The following is a 19292-nucleotide window of genomic DNA, read 5'->3' as shown; positions in this document are numbered from 1 at the left end:
CGCCACAAAGCCCCGACATTCACAATGGAGGTCTCGTCATGAGCGCCCTGACGATCGAAGGCTGGTGCAAGTCCAGCGATGGGCAAAAATCCATGCCGCTGGGAGAGATCCATTTCTACGTCGATGGTCCCCTGCACCTGCGCCTGGAAGAAGCCGAGGAACGCCTGCAGAAAACCCATGAACAGGAGGCCATGGTCGACGTCGACATGGACACCATGGAGCTGATCATGCCCGAGGGGTACACCCCCCTGTCCGACTGCCGGATGCGCGTCTACCTGCAACACGGCCGCGGCCAGTTCCATCTGGTGGGGCATCGAGCCAGCGATGGCAGCCTGATCTATAGCAATGCGGTGTTGATCGACCAACTGCTGTAGACCCGACATTGCCCTGGCCATACCGCGGAGGCGCCATGCCCTGGCGCCTCCTTGCCATTACCAGAGGCCGGGGAACAAGCGCCAGCGCACCCGTTGGCAATAGTCGGCATAACCGGGCAACTCGGCCTGCAACAGCTGGTCCTCCCATGACGTGCGCAGGACCAGCAGCGCCGCCGCCAGCGCGGCGGGAAGCAGTGCCCAGAACGAAGCCAGCGCCAGCGCCATGCCGAAGAACAGGCACAGCGCGGCGAGATACCCGGGATGCCGCACAAAACGGTAAGGCCCGCTATCGATGACCCGCTGCTGCCGCTCGGACTGGATCCGCACGCCCGGCTCGAAGAACGGATTCACTGCCTGCGCCCAGCCGGTCACTGCGATGCCCGCCAGCACCGCCAGATAACCCGCCAGCACCAGCCAGGCCGGAACAGCCGAGCCCTGCAGCCGCCCGGCATCGAGCGCGGCGACCGGCAGCACGGCCGCCATCGCCGGCAGGATGATCGCCAGCAGTTTTTTGTCCCAGCTTTTGGTGCCCGCCTGGAAGCGGCTGCGCGCGCGGTAGATCACCGGGTTGACCCGGGCGAGCACCAGGGCCGAAACGCCAAAGCCCAGGGTCATGACGGCGAGAAATATCCAGCCGGGCCACCAGGTGATCGTGCCGGCCGGCAGGAAGATCAATCCCAGCAGCGCCAGCGGCAGGCCGATCGCATAGGCGATGGCCGTGCCGCGCGACATCGGGTCCGGATCCCGAGGTGTGGAAGGGGTTTGCATAGCGTTCACCCATAGGCAGAGAGATAAAGCCTGGCCCGGTAAACCTCATGGACAGGCCTGGCCTCTTCGGCCTGCGCCGAACCTGAAGCATAGAACACCGGGTAAACCCCCTGCCCGATCCGGGCCGAGACGCGCAGCTTGCGTTCGGTCGCCCGGCCCTATCGGCAGCTTGGCAACGCGCCTTCGCATCCGTATATTCGAATAACCATATATTCAAGCCAGTGACGCCTGTTTAACCCCATGGCCCAATCCTTCTACCCGGAAGCCCCGATGAAAATCCTCTTCATGTGCACTGCCAACAGCTGCCGCAGCGTTCTTTCCGAAGCCCTGTTCAACCATCTGGCGCCGGCCGCTCATCACGCGGTGAGTTCGGGCAGCTTCCCCAGCGGCACGCTCAACGCCCGCGCCCTGGCCACCCTGGAACAGGCCGGCGTCAGCACCAAAGGCCTGTACAGCAAAGGTTCGGAAGTCTTCGCCGACAACCCGCCCGATATCGTCATCACCGTCTGCGACAAGGCCGGTGGCGAGCCCTGCCCGGTGTATTTCGGCCCGGCGCTGAAAAGCCACTGGGGGCTGGAAGATCCTTCGGAGGTCCAGGGCGATGAGCAGGCGATCCAGGCCGCCTTCGAGCAGACCGTGCAGAAAATCCGCCAGCGCTTCGCCGCCTTCTTCGCCCTGGACCTCGACCACCTTTCGCCCACCGAGCTGAAAAATGCCCTCGACCGCATCGGAGCGCTGTGATGAACGACGACCAGAAGCCCAGCGAAGAACAGCTGTCCGCCCTTGACCTTGAGCTGCTGCAAGCCTTGGCGCCAGAGCATCTGGAAACCCCGGCAACCGCCGCGCACAAACCGCGCATCCTGCTGCTCTACGGCTCCACCCGCGAGCGCTCGTTCAGCCGCCTGCTGACCCGGGAAGCGGCGCGCATTCTCGAATTCCTCGGCGCCGAAACCTACATCTTCGACCCCAGCGGCCTGCCGCTGCCGGACGATGCGCCGGTGGATCACCCCAAGGTCCAGGAACTGCGCGAACGGGTGCTGTGGTCCGAAGGCCAGGTCTGGTGCTCGCCGGAACGCCATGGCGCGATGTCGGCGGTGTTCAAGGCGCAGATCGACTGGATCCCCCTGACCCTCGGCGCGGTACGCCCGACCCAGGGCAAGACCCTGGCGGTGATGCAGGTCTGCGGCGGCTCGCAGTCGTTCAACACGGTCAACCAGCTGCGCGTGCTGGGCCGCTGGATGCGCATGTTCACCATCCCCAACCAGTCCTCGGTGCCCAAGGCCTTTCTCGAATTCGATGACCACGACCGCATGAAGGCCTCGCCCTACTACGACCGGGTGGTGGATGTGATGGAAGAACTGATGAAGTTCACCCTGCTCCTGCGCGGCCGCGCCGACCTGCTGGTGGACCGCTACTCGGAACGCAAGGAAAGCGCCGCGGCGCTGTCCAGCCGGGTCAATCAGCGTTCGATCTAGCTCAGGCAATTCCAGCGCAAGAGACCGAGTGCAGCGCCGGGCATTGCTGGTTAATCTCTGGCGACGCCCATTGCCCAGGACTTTCCATGCCCGATCCGTTGCTTGAGGCCCGCGCCTTTCTGGCCGGGCTCGACCCTGACTGGGCTCGTCATGTCGACGCGGTCGGCCCGTGCCTGCACCAGGCCAAGCCGGCCCGCGAGCCCTGCGAGGCGCTGGTGCGGGCGATTGCCTATCAGCAGCTGCACGCCCGCGCTGGCGATGCGATTCTCGGGCGTTTTCTTGGCTTGTATGGGCAAGGAACCTTCCCCTCTCCCGAACAAATCCTCGCCACCGATTTCGAGCAGTTGCGTGCCTGCGGTTTTTCCGCCGGCAAGATCGCCACCATTCGTGGTATTGCCGAGGCGACCTTGAGCGGTGCGGTGCCGGATTACCAAGCGGCCCGGGCCATGGACGATGAGGCGCTGATCGAGCGCCTGACCAGCCTGCGCGGCATCGGTCGCTGGACCGTGGAGATGCTGCTGATCTACAGCCTGGAACGCCTGGACATCCTGCCCGCCGACGACTTCGGCGTGCGCGAAGGCTACCGCCGCCTGAAGGGCCTGGAGCGGCAGCCGACGCGCAAGCAGATGATCGAGATCGGCCTGTCCTTGCGCCCGCACCGCACGGTGGCGGCCTGGTATCTGTGGCGGGTGCCGGCGCGGTGAACGAGGGTTGATCGCGGCAAGCCTGGCGCCCACAGAAACGTGTCCATCTCGATTCCGCACCACGCCCCCGTAGGAGCGAGGCTTGCCCGCGATGACGATCTCAAGAACAGCATCGCCCCGGAGGCCCTCATCGCCAGCAAGCTTGGCTCCTACAGAGACCATGTACACCCAGCGTTTCAGTTCATCCCCAACCAGTTCGGCAGCGCCAGGGAAATGAACGGCACGTAGGTCACCAGGATCAGGAATGCCAGCAGGATCATCAGCCACGGCAGCGCCGCGCGGATGGTCTGGCCCAGGCTCAGGCCGGTCACCGCCGAGGTGACGAACAGGTTCAGGCCCACCGGCGGATGCACCAGGCCGATCTCCATGTTGACCACCATGACGATGCCCAGGTGGATCGGGTCGATGCCCAGCTTCATGGCGATCGGAAAGAAGATCGGCGCCAGGATCAGCACGATGGCCGAGGGCTCCATGAAGCTGCCCGCCACCAGCAGCACCACGTTGACCATCAGCAGGAAGCCGATGGGCGACAGCCCGGCATCCATGACGAAGGTGGTGATCTGCTGCGGGATCTGCTCGGTGGTCAGCACATGGGCGAAGAGCATGGCGTTGGCGATGATGAACATCAGCATGATCGACAGCCGGCCCGACTCCACCAGCACTTTCGGGCAATCGCGCAGGCGCATGTCCTTGTAGACGAACAGTGCGACGAAGGCCGAATACACCGCCGCCACCGCCGCCGCCTCGGTCGGGGTGAACAGGCCGCTGTAGATGCCGCCGAGGATGATCACCAACAACAGCAGGCCCCAGAAGGCCCGGCGCGCGGTGCTCAGCCATTCGCGGAACGACACCCGCGGTTGCGCCGGCAGCTTCTTGACCCGCGCGACGATGTAGATCACCACCATCAGGATCACGCCCAGCAGCAGCCCCGGGACGACCCCGGCCATGAACAGCTTGCCCACCGAGGTTTCGGTGGCCGCCGAGTACACCACCATCACGATCGACGGCGGGATCAGGATGCCCAGGGTCCCGGCGTTGCAGATGATCCCGGCGCCGAACTCCCGTGGGTAACCGGAACGCACCATGCCGGCCACCGCAATCGAGCCCACCGCCGCCACCGTTGCCGGCGACGAACCGGACAGCGCGGCGAACAGCATGCACGCCAGCACCGCGGCAATCGCCAGGCCGCCACGGATGTGCCCGACGCAGGCGTTGGCGAAATCGATCAGGCGCTGCGCCACGCCGCCGGTGGTCATGAAGGCCCCGGACAGCAGGAAGAACGGGATCGCCAGCAAGGTGTAGGCCTCGGAGGTCTCGAACAGTTTGATCGCCAGGGAACTCAGGGAGTCCGGGCTGAACAGCAGGATCGAGGTGGCGCCGGCGAGTCCCAGGGAAATGGCGATCGGCACGCCGAGGAACATGAAGACGAACAGCATCAGAAACAGGCAGAGAATGGCCATCAGTGCTGATCCTCGTGGTGACTGGCAAGCTTGCTGGCCTCGGCCGCCTCATCGGCCAGGCCCAGGTTGATCTGCCCGCGCATGAGGATGCGCCACATGATTTCCAGGTAGCGGATCAGCACCAGGGCAAAACCGAAGGGCACGATCATCGCGATATGCGACAGGTGAATGCCGAACTGGTCCAGGTCCTCGGCTTCGATGCCGGCCTGGATCAGCGCCATCAGCCACTTGAAGCTGGCGACCATGAACAGCCCGGCGTAGACCATGCAGCACAGGCAGGCGATCACCGCCAGCAGGCGCTGGGCCGGGCGCGAGGCCAGCTTGACCAGCGCGTCCACCCCCAGGTGGCCGGCGGTGCGCACGCCGTAGGAAATCCCGAAGAAGATCAGCCAGCCAAACAGCACCTTGGTCAGCGCCACGCTCCAGACCATCTCCTGGGCCAGCTCCATGAGGAAGTCGCCGATCCCCAGGAACAGCGTGCTGCCCCCTTCCCAGGCATCGCCGATGGCATAGAACAGCGGGTACAGGTTGTTGAGCACCACGTAGACGAAAGTCACCAGCGTCATGGCCGCCAGCAGGAAGGCGATGAACGCCTCTTCAAAATGTTCCCAGAACCGCCTCAGCCTGTGCATTGAGGTTCTCCGCGAAAGTGCCAGTGGAGTGCAGCCCGGTAGCGGCTGCCGATGGGCCGCTGCGAGCGCAGCGGCCGGGATGCAGGGCGTTATTGCGCCTGGTTGGCGGCTTCGGCGGCCTGGATCAGGTCGGCGCCGATATCGCCCTCGAATTTCTTCCACACCGGGCGCATGGCTTCGCGCCACTCGTTACGCTGCTCGGGGGTCAGGGCGACGATTTCGCTGGTCTTGGCATCGATGATCTTCTGCCGGGAGGTCTGGTTCAGGGCTTCGGCCTGCTTGTTCACCTCCACCGAGACCTCGGCCATGATTTTTTCCAGCTCGCCGCGCACATCCGGCGGCAGGCCGGTCCAGAACTTGGCGTTGGTGATCACCATGTAGTCGATCAGGCCGTGGTCGGTCTCGGTGAAGTACTTCTGCACCTCGTGGACCTTCTGGCTTTCATAGTTCGACCAGGTGTTCTCGGTGCCATTGACCACGCCGGTCTGCAGGCCCTGGTAGACCTCGGCGAAGCTCATCTTGCGCGGGTTGGCGCGCACCGCCTTGAACTGCTCCTCCAGCACGCTGGAGGCCTGCACACGGAACTTCAGGCCGCGGGCGTCCTTGGGTTCCACCAGTTTCTTGTTGGCCGACAGCTGCTTGAGGCCGTTGTGCCAATAGGCCAGGCCGAGGATGCCCTTGTCCTGCATGGCGGTCAGCAGTTGCTTGCCCTCGGCGTGCTGGAAACGGTCGACGGCGGCGAGGTTGTCGAAGAGGAATGGCAGGTCGTAGATCTGGATCTTCTTGGTGTACTGCTCGAACTTGGCCAGGGATGGCGCGAGCAACTGCACGTCGCCCAGCAGCAGCGCCTCCATTTCCTTGCCGTCGCCGAACAGCGAGGAGTTCGGGTACACCTCGACCTTGACCCGGCCCGGCAGGCGCTCCTCGGCCAGCTTCTTGAACAACAGGGCGCCCTGGCCCTTGGGGGTGTTTTCCGCCACCACGTGGGCGAACTTGATCACGATAGGGTCGGCAGCCTGCGCGAGACCGGCGCCCAGCAATGCGGCGGCACAGAACAACGCCCGGGAGAGCTTGAACATGGACTTCACCTTCTTATTGTTGTGGTTGATCGCAGAGTGCCTAAGGGCGCGCGTATTGAGAATTTTGAATTTTTGATACCCGCGTTCGCCTCAGCCGAACGCCGCGCGCGCTCGGCAATCCCCCTCTGAAATTCCATTTCCCCTACGCCGGAATCAGCACCTGCCCAGCCTCTTGCAGATTCCTCCTAAATCCATCGCCCGCCATTCCCGGTACGGTTTCCAGCGCCCCTTTCGCCTGAACCAGGACCACCCATGGCCAGCAACGGACCCGGGCCAATGCCCAGCCTTCTTCGGCCCGCCAACCCCAACCAGCACTCTGCTGAACGCTCCGCCGAGACCGAACAACCCAGCTACGGCGAGCAGCTCTGGGCCCAGTACGAGAAATACGCCAAGGAACCTGCGCCACCACCGGCAAAAGCCCAGGTGGCGCTACGTATCGGAGTGTTCTTCGACGGTACCGGGAATAACGCCAGCAACTCGGCCATGGGCCAGATTTGCGGGGCGCAGAATCCTATCGAAGCCAGGGATATCGATGGCAGTTGCAAGCCGTATATGAGGGATCCGGAGAGCAGTTATGGGAATGATGTGAGTAATGTTAAGCGGTTGAGTGATTTGTACTATTCCAACCGGAAAGTCGAAGGTGGAGAAATACAAAATCTAGCCTTTCGCTCAATCTACATCGATGGGATCGGCACACAGGCAGGTGAAAAAGACAGCCTGATCACCTCGGGTACAGGGCGTGGCGACACAGGAATCTCAGGATGCGTGCGGAAAGCATTTCGTGCGATCGAGGAACGTATCCGTGAAGTCCACGAAGATAATCCCGAAAGTGAAATCACTTCGCTGACCTTCGATGCCTTCGGCTTTAGCCGGGGCGCCGCAGCAGCCCGACATTTCGCCAATGAAGTCGTGCGCTGGCTCGGGCCACTCGAGCTGATTCTGCACGACCAGTCCAAAGCCTTCAGCCCTAACTTCAATCGACAGTACGGCCACGATGTCGACATGGGTTTTATCGGCCTGTTCGACACAGTACCGTCGGTTGCCGGCGTGAGTAATCTGGGTAACGTGCGCAGCGCCATTACCCCAGGAATCAAACTGCACCTCGACCGTCGATACTTTCGCTCAGTGGTGCAACTGGTCGCCCGCGACGAGTACCGCGCCAACTTTGCCCTGAGCCGGGTCAAACCCGACCACATGGAAATCACCCTGCCCGGCGCACACTCGGATGTCGGCGGCGGTTATCTGGATGAGGTGCAGGAGTGTGTCCTGGTCAGTCCGATGCAAGCGCTGGAAGTGCCAATCAATACTGACGTGACCCAGACCTCGATTTACCGGGAAGCGGCCCAGACAAGAAAACGCTGGTTGGCCAAGGGCTGGCCCGCACAATGGCTGGAGATCGTCACACCAGAACCGATGTTGCTACCTCAGGATTCACAGGACCGCCTCGGCTTACGACAAAATCGGGTGTATGTCGGTGTACAGCTCAAGAGGCCTATGAGCAACAAGCTGGCGAAGGTGTATCTACGTGTCATGTATGAACTGGCCAAGGAGAACGGTGTGCAGTTCGAGGACATCCCAGAAACAACCGAGTATGCGATTCCATTGGAGCTTCAAAAGCTTTGTGACAGGTTTATCGCTGGTGACTACAGTACGACTCCAGCCGAGGAGACCATGCTCAAGCTGCGTTATATCCATCTCTCGGCCCACTGGAACCACCCGCTTGGCAAACAGGATGGCGGCAGCCTTAAAGTCGTTTATATCAACGCCCCCACGGCAGATGCCGTGCGGGTGCAACATCCTCACGTACCTGACTGGACGCTTTGGTAATGAGAGTATTCATCGCCCTGCTGGGCGCACTGCTGTTGACTGGCTGTCAGGCCAGCGACCCCCTATCCGGAAAAAACGACCCCAAAGATCCCTGGTGGGAGCTTGGCTTCGTCGAGCCGTACTACATGAAGGTCTGGGTCGAGGACAGCGCCGTTGAGGACGTCAACGGCAAACTATTCACTCGTACCGGTGGCGGCTCCGCTGCGGGTGGCGACATGGGTTACGACAAAGAGTGGGCCAGAGGATGGAGTGGTGGAGTTGGAGGCAACGGTAAATCGGTAGTTGGCGCAGACCTTCCCAAGCGAATTTATGTCCGCTGGCAATCCATCGTAGAGCCACAGACTTATCGCGCCTGGGTCGATATCCCGGAAGAAGCCCGAAAAATCATGTGGACCTCGACTAACCGACGCTGCCCGGAGACTCCGCATCAGACTGCCCGCTATATGGCATCAGTCTATTTAGGCCTGGCCCCTGGCGGCATCGTTCAGGTGTGGGTAAGGGATGAATGCCGTCACCCTGTCAAAGTAGCCCGGGCCCAAGCAGAAGTTGAGCCATTAGGACCGGACCAAGGAAAAAACAATGGGCGTTACGCCTATAAGGTCAGCGAGAAGTCCAAACGCTATATAGAGAAATACGGAATTCCCTATGACAGTTGGTAAGCAACTTCCCTTCTGTATATGAAGAGCGCTTTGCTAATAAGCCCTGTCCTCTCATGCGCCTGGCTGGACGCTTTGGTAATGAGAGTATTCATCGCCCTGCTGGGCGCACTGCTGTTGACTGGCTGTCAGGCCAGCGACCCCCTATCCGGAAAAAACGACCCCAAAGATCCTTGGTGGGAGCTTGGCTTCATCGAGCCGTTCTATATGAAAGTTTGGGTTGAAGACAGCGCCGTTGAAGATATCAACGGCAAGCTATTCCGTCGTACTGGCGGCGGTTCCGCTGCGGGTGGAGATATGGGTTACAACAAAGAGTGGGCCAGAGGATGGGGTGGTGGGGGTGGAGGTAGCGCTAAGTCAGTGGTTGGCGCTGACTTGCCCAAGCGCATTTTCGTACGCTGGCAATCGGTCGTAGAGCCACAGGCCTATCGGGCATGGGTGGATATTCCAGAAGAGGCCCGGAAAATCATGACTACCTCGACCAACCGACGCTGCCCGGAAACTCCGCATCAAACTGCTCGCTATATGGCATCGGTCTATTTAGGCCTGGCCCCCGGTGGCATCGTACAAGTCTGGGTCAGAGATGAATGCCGCAACACGGTCAAAGTCGCCCGTGCGCAAGCTGAGATTGAACCGCTGGGACCGCACCTGGGCAAATCAAACGGGCACTATTACCCCCTGTCCGAGAGCTCCAAACGCTACATAGAGAAATATGGCATTCCCTATGGCAGTTGGTAACGCGCCGACCAGGTTGCGGCTGTCACGGGTTCAGCGCCAGCAGTCGCTGCGCTCGCAGCAATACCGGCGCATCGACCATCTGGCCGTCGATCTGGTAGGCGCCAGCGCCGTGGCGGCCGGCGTCCACCACCCGTTGCGCCCAGGCCAGGTCCTCGGCGCTGGGGGCCAGGGCCTGGTGGATCACCGGCACCTGTTTCGGGTGGATGCACAAGGCGCCGCCGAAACCCATTTCGTAGGCGTGGCGGATGGAGTGGCGCAGACCTTGCGGATCGTCGATGGCCGGGTGCACGCCATCCAGCGGCGCGACCAACCCGGCGGCGCGCGAATGCAGGATCAGCGCCAGCCGCGCCTGGTCCAGGGCGAACTGCGCCGCCGCCGAACCGCTGCTGAGGTTGAGGTCCAGCGCTAGGTCCAGGCCGCCGAAAGACAGGCGCTGCACCGCAGGAGCCCGGGCGATTTCCGCCAGGGCCAGTAGCCCGCACGCGCTTTCGATGATCGGCCAGATCTGCTTGCCAGTAGCCGCCACGGTCGCCACCTGGGCGGCACTTTCGACCTTGGGCAGCAGGATGCCGACGACCCCGGCGTGACGCTTGCAGAACGCCAGGTCGGCGGCATGCTCGGCATGTTCCGGGGCATTGATCCGTACCCACAGCCTGACCTGGGGCTGGCTGCTGAGGAACTGCTCGAGGTTGTCCCGGGCCTGGCGCTTGAGCGGCTCTTCCACGGCGTCCTCGAAATCGACGATCACCGCATCGGCGCCGCTGGCCAGGGCCTTGCCGAAACGCTCGGGACGGCTGCCCGGCACGAACAAGGCAGAACGGACAATAGGGTTGGGCATGTTGAATTCCTTGTAATAAATACCAGGTCCACAGACCGTGTTATCGCGCCCCGGACACCAGGCCACGACAGATTTCCTCTTCTGTAGGAGCGAGCGGGCGGCGATCCGACTTGCCCGCGATGAGGCCCGCAAGATCGATGCAACCCCCAAGGGCCCCATCGCCAGCAATCGAGCGTCGACCGGCTGCTCCTACAGAAGCCGTGCAAGCCTGCAGATCTCAGATCACACCATTGGCCTGCAGCTGTTCGATGGCCTCGGTGGACAGGCCCAGTTCGGCGAGGATCGCGCCGCTGTGCTGGCCCAGCGCCGGGACGCCGTCCATGCGCGGCTCGAACGCGGCGTTGCGCGCCGGCGGCAGCAGCGACGGCAGCTTGCCGGCCGGGCTGTCCACCTCGCGCCAGCCGTCGCGGGCCTTGAGTTGCGGGTGCTGCCACACGCCCTGCATATCGTTGACCCGGGCACTGGCGATCTGCGCCTGCTCCAGCCGCTCGATCACCGCCTCCACCGTCAGCCGGGCGAAGCTGTCGACAATGATCTGGCGCAGCGCCTCGCGATTGGCCGAGCGCTTGAAGTTGGCCGAGAAGCGCTCGTCGCCGGCCAGCTCCGGCAACAACAGCACCTTGTCGCAGAACGCCGCCCATTCGCGCTCGTTCTGCAAACCGAGCATCACGGTGCCGCCGTCCCCCGCCGGAAACGGCCCGTAGGGGTAGATGGTCGAGTGCGCCGCGCCGGCCCGGGGCGGTGGCGGCGCGCCGTCGAAGGCGTAGTACATCGGGTAGCCCATCCATTCCACCAGGCTTTCCAGCATGCTCACGTCGATGCGGCTGCCCTGCCCGGTCCTGCCGCGCAGCAACAGCGCCGAAAGAATGCCGCTGTAGGCGTACATGCCGGCAGCGATGTCGGCGATCGAGCAGCCGGCCTTGGCCAGTTGCTCCTCGCCCGGGCCGCCGGTCACCGACAGGAACCCGCCCTCGCTCTGGATCAGCAGGTCATAGGCCTTTTTCTTCTCATAGGGGCCGCCCTCGCCATAACCGGAAATGTCGCAGACGATCAGCCGCGGAAAACGCTGATGCAGCGCCTCGAACGACAGGCCCATGCGCGCCGCCGCGCCCGGCGCGAGGTTCTGCACCAGCACGTCGGCCTGGGCCAGCAGGCTTTGCAGAATGTCGCCGGCGGCGTCCTGCTTGAGGTCCAGGGTCAGGCTTTCCTTGGAGCGGTTGGTCCAGACGAAATGCGAGGCCAGGCCGCGCACGCGCTCGTCGTAGCCGCGGGCAAAATCGCCGCTGCCGGGGCGCTCGACCTTGATCACCCGGGCGCCCAGGTCGGCCAGTTGGCGGGTGCAGAACGGTGCGGCGATGGCGTGTTCCAGGCTGACCACGGTGATGCCGTCCAGCGGCCGGGGTTGTGTTGTATTGAGTGTCATAAAGCGTCCTCGGGGCGGGCTCAGAGCAGTTCGTTCAGTCGCGCGGTGTCGCGCAGGTTCCATACCTGGCGGATCAGGGCCGCGCCCTGCTCCGCCGTGCGTGCGCCGGAGAAGCGCAGCAGGCGCTGGAACTTGTCTTCCAGCTCCGCCCGCGACAGGCCATTGCCCGGATCGCCCTTGGGCTCGTCGATGGCGCCGTGCAAGGTACGACCGTCGTCGGTGCTGACCACTACCCGGCCAAGCCAGCGTTGCGGGTAAGCGCGGTCGACCTCGGGGTCGAGGACCATCGACACCTTGTCGCGAAACGCCGCCACCGCCGGATCGTTCAGCGCCAGCTCATGGAACTCCGGCAGCCCGGCCTTGCCATGCACGGCGATCAGGCCGAGCACGGTGCCCATGGAGAACTTGGCCTGGTGCACGGTCTGCGGCACGCTCACCCGCCCCAGCACATCGATGGCGCCCTGGTGCACGCGGGTTTCCACCCGGGCGATCTGCCCATGGCTCAGGCCTTCGCGCTGCATCAGCGCCAGCAAGGCATCGGCGGCCGGATGGGTATGGCGGCAGGAGGCGTGGAACTTGAACGAGGTCTCCAGCAAGGCCCAACGCGAACCGAGCCGATCGGACAGCCTGCTCGGCTCGGCATCCCAGGACATGCCCGCGGCCATGCCCTGCTCGCCTTCGAGAATATTGCGCGCGCCGGTCAGCCCGTCGCGGGTCAGGTAGGCGGCGAGCAGCCCGTCGGCCGCGGCCTTGGCCGTGTGCAGCTGCTTGGAATCCGCGGCGTCGCGCAAAAACTCCCAGAGCCCGGCAGCCTGGGTCCCGGCACTGCCCAGCAGGTTGATGAATTGCGCCTGGTCGAAGTCCATCAGCTTGCCCACCGCCACCGCCGCGGCGAGGGTGCCGACGGTGGCCGTGGTGTGGAAGATCCGGTAATGGGAACGGCCCATGAACTCGCCGATACGGATCCCCGCCTCGTAGCCGGCCACCGCCGCCAGCAGCAGATCCTGGCCGGACTTGCCCAGGTCCTGGGCCGCCGCCAGGGCCGCCGGGAATACCACGGTGGCCGGGTGCAACACCGAGCTGTTGTGCAGGTCGTCCTGCTCCACCAGATGGGAAGACGCGGCGTTCACCAGGGCAGCGAAATAGGCCGAGCTGCCGCGACCGTTGACCAGGATCCGCGCCGGGCCATCGGCCGGGCCCATATGCCGGGCGTAACGCTCGAACAACGGAATCGGATGCGCGCCCTGGCTGGCCAGGGCGGAACCGAGCCAGTCGAGGAACAGCTCTTCAGTGCGCGCCAGCACGCTGTCGGGCAGCTGCGGGTAACTCAGGCCGGCAAGGAACCCGGCCAAGGCTTGGGTATGGCTCATGCTCGGTTCCTCAGAAGCTGCGCGGCAGTTCGAGCAGGTGCTCGGCGACGTAGGACAGGATCAGGTTGGTGGAGATCGGCGCCACCTGGTACAGGCGGGTCTCGCGGAACTTGCGCTCGACGTCGTATTCGCAGGCGAAACCGAAACCGCCGTGGGTCTGCAGGCAGGCGTTGGCCGCCTCCCAGGAGGCCTTGGCCGCCAGGTACTTGGCCATGTTGGCGCTGGCCCCGGCGTTGCCGCCGCTGTCGTATTCCTCACAGGCGCGCCAGCGCATCAGGTCGGCGGCCTCGATCTCGACATGGGCTTCGGCGATAGGGAACTGCACGCCCTGGTTCTGCCCGATCGGCCGGCCGAACACCACGCGGTCGCGGGCGTACTGGCTGGCCTTCTCGATAAACCAGCGGCCGTCGCCGATGCACTCGGCGGCAATCAGGGTGCGCTCGGCGTTGAGGCCGTCGAGGATGTAGCGGAAACCCTTGCCTTCCTCACCGATCAGGCTGTCGGCGGGGATTTCCAGATTGTCGAAGAACAGCTCGTTGGTCTCGTGGTTGACCATGTTGGCGATCGGCTGCACGGTCAGGCCGTGGCCGATGGCTTCGCGCAGGTCGACCAGGAAGATCGACATGCCCTCGGACTTCTTCTTGACCTCGGCCAGCGGCGTGGTGCGCGCCAGCAGGATCATCAGGTCGGAATGCTGGATGCGCGAGATCCACACCTTCTGCCCATTGATCACGTACTTGTCGCCACGCTTGATCGCGGTGGTCTTGATCTTGGTGGTGTCGGTGCCGGTGGTGGGCTCGGTGACGCCCATCGATTGCAGGCGCAGTTCGCCGCTGGCGAGTTTCGGCAGGTAGAAGCGCTTCTGCGCTTCGCTGCCGTGCCGCAGCAGGGTGAACATGTTGTACATCTGCCCGTGCACGGTGCCGGAGTTGCCGCCGCAGCGGTTCACCTCCTCGAGGATTACCGAGGCTTCGGCCAGGCCCAGGCCGGAGCCGCCGTATTCGGCCGGGATCATCGCCGCCAGCCAGCCGGCGTCGGTCAGGGCCTTGACGAAGCTTTCCGGAAAGCCTTTTTCTTCATCGATCCGGCGCCAGTAGGCGGCATCGAACTCGGCGCACAACGCCCGCACGCCTTCACGGATGGCATTCAATTCTTCATTGCTGCTGGGGTTCATCGAACGGCTCTCCGCCTGTGGTTATTGTTGTGGGATCGGGTCGAACAACACTTCGCCGCGCTGGGCCAGGCCGGCGTCGTTGCCAGCCCAGAGTTCGGCGACGCCGGGGCGGACGATGCGCCCGCCGACCTCGAACGGCTGCGGCGCGATCAACGGCCGCAGGCCGCGATAAGCGAAGCGCCGCAACCGGGCCCCGGGATGGGCGCGGCAGAACGCCCGCAGGCTGAGGGTGGCGATCAGCGGGCCGTGCACCACCAGCCCCGGATACCCTTCGGTCTCGGTGACGTAGGGAAAGTCGTAATGGATGCGATGGCCGTTGAAGGTCACCGCGCTGTAGCGGAACAGCAGGGTCGGGCTGGGCTCGACGGCTTCACGCCAGTCGCCCTGGATCAGTGGCTCACCGCTGCCCTGCTTGGGCGGGCTCGGCTCGCGGTAGACAATGTCCTGTTCCTCGCGAATCGCCAGGCGACCGTCCTGGGAATACTCATGGCGCACCGTGACGAACAGCAGCGCGCCGGTGCGCCCGGTCTTTTCCTCGACATGGCTGATGGTCGACACACAGTCGGCGGCGAAACCGGCGCGCAACGGCTCGAAGAACTCCAGGCGGCCACCGGCCCACATGCGGTTGCGATTGGCTGCCGGCGGCAGGAAGCCGCCACGGGCCGGATGGCCGTCGCCGCCCAGGGCGCTTTCGGCCAACGGCTCCTGGAAAAAGCACCATTGCCACAGCGGCGGCAAGGCCTCGCCATGGGCCGGCGCGGGTTCGCCGAAGGTCGCGGCGATGCGTTTGAGCAGGTTGTCGCTGAGCAGGTCTCGGGCTTGCTGGCTTCGGCCTATCCAGGCGCTGGGGTCGGTCACGCTCATCGGGTCGGGTCCTGTTGCAGTGGTGGTGCGCCCGATCATGCAAGCCGCTGTGCGTTCTGAGAATTTGCATTTCAATAAACCGGCGTTCGGTTATGCTGAACGCCGCTTTGCCCCTCTTCCCTCCCAGGAGCCGCCCATGCATTTCGATCTGGCCGACCTGCGCCTGTTTATCCATATCGCCGAATCGCCGAGCCTGACCCAGGGCGCCAAGCGCGCCTTTCTCTCGCCGGCGGCGGCCAGCGCGCGGATCAAGGCCCTGGAAAGCCAGCTCGAGACCCGCCTGCTGTACCGCGACAGCCGCGGCGTCGAAGTCACTCCGGCGGGCGAGCGCCTGTTACAGCATGCGCGGCTGATCATGCGCCAGGTGGACTACCTGAAAAGCGAGTTCACCCAATACGGCGGCGACTCCACCGGGCATATGCGCATCTTCGCCAACACCACGGCGGTCACCGAATTCCTCCCGGAAATCCTCGCTGGCTTTCTGTCGAAACGCCCGGGGGTCACGGTGGACCTGCAGGAGCGCCTGTCCCGGGACATCGTGCGTGGCGTGCTCGACGGCACCGCCGACATGGGCATCATCGCCGGCCCGGTGGAAGCCAGCGGCCTGCAGGTCCTGCATTTCAGCACCGACCACCTGGTGCTGATCCTGCCGGTCGACCACCCGCTGGCGAAGCAGCCGGCGGTGACCCTGGAGCAGACCCTGGCCTACCAGCACATCGGCCTGCACGAAGGCAGCACCTTGCTGAGTTTTTTGCGCGAACACGTGGAGCGCACCGGCAAGCAGCTGTCGCTGCGGATCCAGGTGTCGAGCTTCGAAGCGGTGTGCCGCATGGTCGAGGCCGGCGTCGGTATCGGCATCATTCCCGAATCGGCCGCCATCCGGCACAGCCGCACCATGCAGTTGGTGACGGTGAAACTCGACGAGGCCTGGGCCATGCGCGAGCGCAGCATCATCGTCCGCGAACTGGAGGCCCTGCCCGGCAGCGTGCGGGCGCTGATCGCCACCTTGATGCCCGAGGCCTGATGGTCGCGGCCAACCTGCCTCCTGGCGCAAAACCCTCCGCGACACCGCGGCGCGTTGACCTGAATCAAGGGCCTGGCGCCTGACAGGTGTGAATGTTCAGGCAATCCTCTGCACCTTCACGGAGACTTGCCCATGACCAGCACCGCCATCCATACGCCTGCCCTGGCCGCCTTCGCTCAACAGAAAGGCGAACACTGGATAGACGCCCTCAACGACGGCAGCCCGGTGCTGATCCGCCCGTTGCGCGCCGAAGACCGCGACCGGGAAAAGGCCTTTATCGAGAACCTCTCGCCAACCACCCGGCACCACCGGTTCCTGGGTGAAGTCAAGGAAGTCGGCGAGGCCCTGCTCAGCCAGCTGATGGACGTCGACGGCAGCGAGCGCGTGGCTTACGTGGCGCTGGTCCACGACAACGGCTCGCTGCGGGAAATCGGCATCAGCCGCTACGCCACCATCGGCGCGGATGCGGACACCTGTGAATTTGCCGTGACCGTGGCCGACGAGTGGCAGCACCAGGGCCTGGACGCCTTGCTCATGCGCCATCTGATCGCCCGGGCCAAGGACCAGGGCTTCAAGCAGATGTACTCCCTGGATTGCCCGGCCAACCACCGCATGCGCGAACTGGCGGCGACCCTGGGTTTCAGTCGCGCCATCGACCCGGACGATGCGACCCAGGTCCGCTACCACCTGGCGCTGTAAGCCAGCCTCAGCCCGCCGCCCCGCCACACTGCGCACAAAACCGCGCACCGGCGGCCAGCGTGCTGCCGCACTGGCGGCACGCGGCGGGCTGCAACGAAGTCCCGCATTGCTGGCAAAACCGCGCCCTGGCCGCATTGTTCGCCCCGCAGTCCGGACACAGCGGGCCGCCCGCAGGCGGCACTGCGCCACCTGCGCGCTGGCCATGCCCGCTGCCATGCCCATTACTGTGGTGCCCACCCTGATAACCGCCATGCCCACGGCCCCGATGGCCGCCCAGCAAACGTTCGAGAAAGCTCATGTCGACCACTCCTGATAAAGAGAGTCGACAGTAAAAAGCCTGAAGTAGCTACAGGGTCAACCCGGCGCCGATCAGCGCCCATGGCGAACGCTCCAGCCGACAGCGGCTAGGCTGACGGTCATAACCCATGGATCGTCGGAGGTCGTCATGCAACTCGAAGGTTCCTGCCATTGCGGCGCTGTCCACTTCAGCCTGAACAGCGCCCACCCCTACCCTTATCAACGCTGCTACTGCTCGATCTGCCGCAAGACCCAGGGCGGCGGTGGGTATGCGATCAACCTCGGCGGCGATGCCGCCAGCCTGAAAGTCCGCGGCCGCCAGCACATCTCGATCTACCACGCGCTGCTCAGGGAACCCGGCAAACGCGCCCGGCGCAGCAGCGCCGAACGGCATTTCTGCAGCCGCTGCGGCTCCGGGTTGTGGCTGTTCAGCCCGCAGTGGCCGGAACTGATCCATCCCTTTGCCTCGGCCATCGACACACCGTTGCCGATACCGCCGGAACACACCCACCTGATGCTCGACTCCAGGGCGCCCTGGGTGGAGATCGACTGGCATCCCCACGACCTGCAATTCGCCCATTACCCCGAGGAATCCATCGCTCAGTGGCATGAGCGCCTGGACCTGCAACGCTAAGCGCCGGGCATTCACAGTCTTTGACAGTTTTCCGACAAAGCTGCCAAAGATTGCCCGCGCCCGCGTCCCTAGCATGAGCGCATCCATTTCCCCACGGGTGCGTCATGTACGGTCGGTTCTTCACGCTCTTCATCGGTGTACTGCTCGGCGGCCTCAGCTGCCAGGGCACGCCGCCCACGGCCCCGACGTCCAGCGTCGAACCGCCGCCTGAAATCGCCACGCCACCCGAGACCGCCCTGCGTGCCGAACCGGCTCCTGTCGTCCCGGCGCGCAAGGTCGCCCAGCGACCGCGCGATGGCCTGGGCAGCTCCTATTCCACCCCCAACGACCATTCCCACACCCTGCTGAGTTTCTAGCCGCCGATGAAGACCTCGATCCGTCCGAAAACCTTGTGCCTGTCCCTTGCTGCGCTGCCTCTGGCTTCGCTGTGCCTGCTGACGTCCAGCGGTCCGCTCTACGCCGCGGACTGGCAATACCAACTACAAGCCGGCGCCGCCAGCCTGCCGCGCTACAGCGGCAGCGACGAACGCACAGTCGCGCCGATCCTGGGCGGCGCAATCGTCAGCCCCTACGGGGTGTTCCTCAATACCGAACAGGGCCTTGGCTGGGGCCATGAATGGGGCGACCTGGCGTTCAGCACCTGGGTCGGCCCCAGCGAAGCACGCAAGGACCGCAAGAGCGGCTACAAGGGTTCGGACCATCTGGCCGGCATGGGCTCGATCAAGTCCCGCGCGCAGTTCGGCGCCCACCTGGGCTACACCCTGGGCGCCGTGGAGCTCGGGGCCACGCTGCAGCATGCGCTGAAGAAGAATGACGACCCGGACACCGGCTCGGCCTACAACCACCTGCAACTGAGCATTGGCAGCACGCTGTATGAAGGCCGCTACGGCCGCCTCGAAGGCAGCCTCAACAGCCAGTTCGGCGACGGCGACTACCTGCGCACCTGGTATGGCGTCAGCACGGCCCAGGCTGGCAAGACCCGTTTTGCAGCCTATCGGCCCAAGGGCGGTTTTCTCAGCCGGGGCGGCGACCTGACCTGGACAGTGCCGGTCAGTGAACAGATGAACGTGTCGACGGTACTGGCGCTGCAGTACCTGGGGCGGGAGGCGGCGGACAGCCCGATTGTCGAGCGGCGGCTGCAGACGTCGTTGGCGACCACGCTGGAGTACAGATTCTAAGCGGCGTTGGTCGTTCTGACGCTATCGCGGAACATCAGGTACAGCACGTTATCGTTCATCGCGGGCAAGCCTCGCTCC

At 64.3% G+C, this 19292-nt stretch carries 22 protein-coding genes; 12 read left to right on the top strand and 10 right to left on the bottom strand.

All coding sequences use genetic code 11. The features are described from left to right. Positions 1 to 38 precede the first annotated feature (38 nt). Positions 39 to 374 carry a hypothetical protein gene (locus tag J4D28_RS17545; protein ID WP_009048545.1) on the top strand — a complete coding sequence of 112 codons (336 nt, stop codon included), beginning with the start codon at positions 39 to 41 and terminating at the stop codon, positions 372 to 374. 57 nt (positions 375 to 431) lie between these two features. Here the strand turns inward: J4D28_RS17545 and J4D28_RS17540 are convergent, their stop codons facing one another. After that, the gene (locus J4D28_RS17540) at positions 432 to 1142 is read right to left on the bottom strand and encodes an isoprenylcysteine carboxylmethyltransferase family protein (protein ID WP_232291005.1); all 711 of its coding nucleotides are present in this window, start codon (positions 1140 to 1142) and stop codon (positions 432 to 434) included. Positions 1143 to 1412: 270 nt separating this feature from the next. On the opposite strand from J4D28_RS17540, the gene J4D28_RS17535 reads away from it, so the two are divergent. The 3 genes from J4D28_RS17535 to J4D28_RS17525 all read left to right on the top strand — a co-directional run bounded on the left by J4D28_RS17535 (position 1413) and on the right by J4D28_RS17525 (position 3321). Beyond that, positions 1413 to 1883 (top strand): arsenate reductase ArsC, encoded by a 471-nt coding sequence (locus J4D28_RS17535; protein WP_009048543.1) that lies wholly within the window; start codon positions 1413 to 1415, stop codon positions 1881 to 1883. Next, a complete protein-coding gene (arsH, locus tag J4D28_RS17530; RefSeq protein ID WP_009048542.1) occupies positions 1883 to 2617 on the top strand; it encodes an arsenical resistance protein ArsH in 735 nt (244 codons plus the stop codon). Before J4D28_RS17535 ends, arsH begins: the two co-directional genes overlap by 1 nt. A gap of 86 nt (positions 2618 to 2703) precedes the next feature. After that, a complete protein-coding gene (locus J4D28_RS17525) occupies positions 2704 to 3321 on the top strand; it encodes a DNA-3-methyladenine glycosylase (RefSeq protein WP_009048541.1) in 618 nt (205 codons plus the stop codon). 176 nt (positions 3322 to 3497) lie between these two features. On the opposite strand, the gene dctM is transcribed toward J4D28_RS17525, so the two are convergent. From dctM to dctP, 3 genes are all read right to left on the bottom strand, one after another. Then, the gene (dctM, locus tag J4D28_RS17520) at positions 3498 to 4781 is read right to left on the bottom strand and encodes a C4-dicarboxylate TRAP transporter large permease protein DctM (protein ID WP_009048540.1); all 1284 of its coding nucleotides are present in this window, start codon (positions 4779 to 4781) and stop codon (positions 3498 to 3500) included. Then, complete coding sequence (locus tag J4D28_RS17515; RefSeq protein ID WP_009048539.1) at positions 4781 to 5413, bottom strand: TRAP transporter small permease; 633 nt, start codon at positions 5411 to 5413, stop codon at positions 4781 to 4783. Before J4D28_RS17515 ends, dctM begins: the two co-directional genes overlap by 1 nt. Positions 5414 to 5502: 89 nt before the next feature. Beyond that, positions 5503 to 6492 carry a C4-dicarboxylate TRAP substrate-binding protein DctP gene (gene dctP, locus J4D28_RS17510; protein ID WP_009048538.1) on the bottom strand — a complete coding sequence of 330 codons (990 nt, stop codon included), beginning with the start codon at positions 6490 to 6492 and terminating at the stop codon, positions 5503 to 5505. 252 nt (positions 6493 to 6744) lie between these two features. On the opposite strand from dctP, the gene J4D28_RS17505 reads away from it, so the two are divergent. The 3 genes from J4D28_RS17505 (at position 6745) to J4D28_RS17495 (ending at position 9713) form a co-directional block, all read left to right on the top strand. After that, the gene (locus J4D28_RS17505) at positions 6745 to 8319 is read left to right on the top strand and encodes a DUF2235 domain-containing protein (RefSeq protein ID WP_009048537.1); all 1575 of its coding nucleotides are present in this window, start codon (positions 6745 to 6747) and stop codon (positions 8317 to 8319) included. Further along, complete coding sequence (locus J4D28_RS17500; protein ID WP_009048536.1) at positions 8319 to 8978, top strand: DUF2931 family protein; 660 nt, start codon at positions 8319 to 8321, stop codon at positions 8976 to 8978. Before J4D28_RS17505 ends, J4D28_RS17500 begins: the two co-directional genes overlap by 1 nt. A gap of 78 nt (positions 8979 to 9056) precedes the next feature. Further along, positions 9057 to 9713 (top strand): DUF2931 family protein, encoded by a 657-nt coding sequence (locus J4D28_RS17495; RefSeq protein ID WP_009048535.1) that lies wholly within the window; start codon positions 9057 to 9059, stop codon positions 9711 to 9713. A gap of 22 nt (positions 9714 to 9735) precedes the next feature. Here the strand turns inward: J4D28_RS17495 and J4D28_RS17490 are convergent, their stop codons facing one another. From J4D28_RS17490 to J4D28_RS17470, 5 genes are all read right to left on the bottom strand, one after another. Continuing rightward, positions 9736 to 10551 carry a CoA ester lyase gene (locus tag J4D28_RS17490; RefSeq protein ID WP_009048534.1) on the bottom strand — a complete coding sequence of 272 codons (816 nt, stop codon included), beginning with the start codon at positions 10549 to 10551 and terminating at the stop codon, positions 9736 to 9738. Positions 10552 to 10768: 217 nt separating this feature from the next. Further along, complete coding sequence (locus J4D28_RS17485; protein ID WP_009048533.1) at positions 10769 to 11974, bottom strand: CaiB/BaiF CoA-transferase family protein; 1206 nt, start codon at positions 11972 to 11974, stop codon at positions 10769 to 10771. A gap of 20 nt (positions 11975 to 11994) precedes the next feature. Further along, positions 11995 to 13344, bottom strand: a complete 1350-nt coding sequence (locus tag J4D28_RS17480; protein ID WP_009048532.1) for an MmgE/PrpD family protein — start codon at positions 13342 to 13344, stop codon at positions 11995 to 11997. A 10-nt stretch (positions 13345 to 13354) separates the two neighbouring features. Further along, entirely contained in the window at positions 13355 to 14518 is a 1164-nt protein-coding gene (locus J4D28_RS17475) for an acyl-CoA dehydrogenase family protein (protein WP_009048531.1), read from the bottom strand. Between the two features lie 21 nt (positions 14519 to 14539). Next, the gene (locus tag J4D28_RS17470; RefSeq protein WP_009048530.1) at positions 14540 to 15382 is read right to left on the bottom strand and encodes a MaoC family dehydratase N-terminal domain-containing protein; all 843 of its coding nucleotides are present in this window, start codon (positions 15380 to 15382) and stop codon (positions 14540 to 14542) included. Between the two features lie 136 nt (positions 15383 to 15518). Here J4D28_RS17470 and J4D28_RS17465 point away from each other — a divergent pair, with 136 nt between their 5' ends. Further along, on the top strand, positions 15519 to 16406 hold the full coding sequence (locus tag J4D28_RS17465) for a LysR family transcriptional regulator (RefSeq protein WP_103331359.1): 888 nt from the start codon (positions 15519 to 15521) through the stop codon (positions 16404 to 16406). Between the two features lie 132 nt (positions 16407 to 16538). Further along, complete coding sequence (locus J4D28_RS17460; RefSeq protein WP_009048528.1) at positions 16539 to 17105, top strand: GNAT family N-acetyltransferase; 567 nt, start codon at positions 16539 to 16541, stop codon at positions 17103 to 17105. A gap of 7 nt (positions 17106 to 17112) precedes the next feature. On the opposite strand, the gene J4D28_RS17455 is transcribed toward J4D28_RS17460, so the two are convergent. Then, positions 17113 to 17403 carry a double zinc ribbon domain-containing protein gene (locus J4D28_RS17455; protein ID WP_009048527.1) on the bottom strand — a complete coding sequence of 97 codons (291 nt, stop codon included), beginning with the start codon at positions 17401 to 17403 and terminating at the stop codon, positions 17113 to 17115. 147 nt (positions 17404 to 17550) lie between these two features. Here J4D28_RS17455 and J4D28_RS17450 point away from each other — a divergent pair, with 147 nt between their 5' ends. From J4D28_RS17450 to J4D28_RS17440, 3 genes are all read left to right on the top strand, one after another. Beyond that, entirely contained in the window at positions 17551 to 18036 is a 486-nt protein-coding gene (locus J4D28_RS17450) for a GFA family protein (protein WP_009048526.1), read from the top strand. A 104-nt stretch (positions 18037 to 18140) separates the two neighbouring features. Next, positions 18141 to 18392 (top strand): hypothetical protein, encoded by a 252-nt coding sequence (locus J4D28_RS17445; protein ID WP_009048525.1) that lies wholly within the window; start codon positions 18141 to 18143, stop codon positions 18390 to 18392. 6 nt (positions 18393 to 18398) lie between these two features. Next, entirely contained in the window at positions 18399 to 19214 is an 816-nt protein-coding gene (locus tag J4D28_RS17440) for a MipA/OmpV family protein (protein WP_009048524.1), read from the top strand. Positions 19215 to 19292: the final 78 nt, after the last annotated feature.

It is taken from the genome of Pseudomonas sp. GW531-T4 (assembly GCF_017349615.1).
Classification (GTDB): Bacteria; Pseudomonadota; Gammaproteobacteria; order Pseudomonadales; family Pseudomonadaceae; genus Aquipseudomonas; species Aquipseudomonas chlororaphis_I.
The sequence above is the reverse complement of the archived record's forward strand: the minus strand, read 5'-3'. Positions and strand labels throughout refer to the sequence as shown.

Excerpts from the sequence above, each read along its gene's own strand:
- J4D28_RS17470 (WP_009048530.1), bottom strand. The coding sequence starts at position 15,382 with ATGAGCGTGACCGACCCCAGCGCCTGGATAGGCCGAAGCCAGCAAGCC.
- J4D28_RS17545 (WP_009048545.1), top strand. The coding sequence starts at position 39 with ATGAGCGCCCTGACGATCGAAGGCTGGTGCAAGTCCAGCGATGGGCAA.
- J4D28_RS17445 (WP_009048525.1), top strand. The coding sequence starts at position 18,141 with ATGTACGGTCGGTTCTTCACGCTCTTCATCGGTGTACTGCTCGGCGGC.
- J4D28_RS17460 (WP_009048528.1), top strand. The coding sequence starts at position 16,539 with ATGACCAGCACCGCCATCCATACGCCTGCCCTGGCCGCCTTCGCTCAA.
- J4D28_RS17450 (WP_009048526.1), top strand. The coding sequence starts at position 17,551 with ATGCAACTCGAAGGTTCCTGCCATTGCGGCGCTGTCCACTTCAGCCTG.
- J4D28_RS17490 (WP_009048534.1), bottom strand. The coding sequence starts at position 10,551 with ATGCCCAACCCTATTGTCCGTTCTGCCTTGTTCGTGCCGGGCAGCCGT.
- J4D28_RS17475 (WP_009048531.1), bottom strand. The coding sequence starts at position 14,518 with ATGAACCCCAGCAGCAATGAAGAATTGAATGCCATCCGTGAAGGCGTG.
- J4D28_RS17465 (WP_103331359.1), top strand. The coding sequence starts at position 15,519 with ATGCATTTCGATCTGGCCGACCTGCGCCTGTTTATCCATATCGCCGAA.
- J4D28_RS17485 (WP_009048533.1), bottom strand. The coding sequence starts at position 11,974 with ATGACACTCAATACAACACAACCCCGGCCGCTGGACGGCATCACCGTG.
- J4D28_RS17515 (WP_009048539.1), bottom strand. The coding sequence starts at position 5,413 with ATGCACAGGCTGAGGCGGTTCTGGGAACATTTTGAAGAGGCGTTCATC.
- J4D28_RS17540 (WP_232291005.1), bottom strand. The coding sequence starts at position 1,142 with ATGCAAACCCCTTCCACACCTCGGGATCCGGACCCGATGTCGCGCGGC.
- J4D28_RS17525 (WP_009048541.1), top strand. The coding sequence starts at position 2,704 with ATGCCCGATCCGTTGCTTGAGGCCCGCGCCTTTCTGGCCGGGCTCGAC.
- arsH (WP_009048542.1), top strand. The coding sequence starts at position 1,883 with ATGAACGACGACCAGAAGCCCAGCGAAGAACAGCTGTCCGCCCTTGAC.
- J4D28_RS17495 (WP_009048535.1), top strand. The coding sequence starts at position 9,057 with ATGAGAGTATTCATCGCCCTGCTGGGCGCACTGCTGTTGACTGGCTGT.
- dctM (WP_009048540.1), bottom strand. The coding sequence starts at position 4,781 with ATGGCCATTCTCTGCCTGTTTCTGATGCTGTTCGTCTTCATGTTCCTC.
- dctP (WP_009048538.1), bottom strand. The coding sequence starts at position 6,492 with ATGTTCAAGCTCTCCCGGGCGTTGTTCTGTGCCGCCGCATTGCTGGGC.
- J4D28_RS17480 (WP_009048532.1), bottom strand. The coding sequence starts at position 13,344 with ATGAGCCATACCCAAGCCTTGGCCGGGTTCCTTGCCGGCCTGAGTTAC.
- J4D28_RS17455 (WP_009048527.1), bottom strand. The coding sequence starts at position 17,403 with ATGAGCTTTCTCGAACGTTTGCTGGGCGGCCATCGGGGCCGTGGGCAT.
- J4D28_RS17505 (WP_009048537.1), top strand. The coding sequence starts at position 6,745 with ATGGCCAGCAACGGACCCGGGCCAATGCCCAGCCTTCTTCGGCCCGCC.
- J4D28_RS17440 (WP_009048524.1), top strand. The coding sequence starts at position 18,399 with ATGAAGACCTCGATCCGTCCGAAAACCTTGTGCCTGTCCCTTGCTGCG.
- J4D28_RS17500 (WP_009048536.1), top strand. The coding sequence starts at position 8,319 with ATGAGAGTATTCATCGCCCTGCTGGGCGCACTGCTGTTGACTGGCTGT.
- J4D28_RS17535 (WP_009048543.1), top strand. The coding sequence starts at position 1,413 with ATGAAAATCCTCTTCATGTGCACTGCCAACAGCTGCCGCAGCGTTCTT.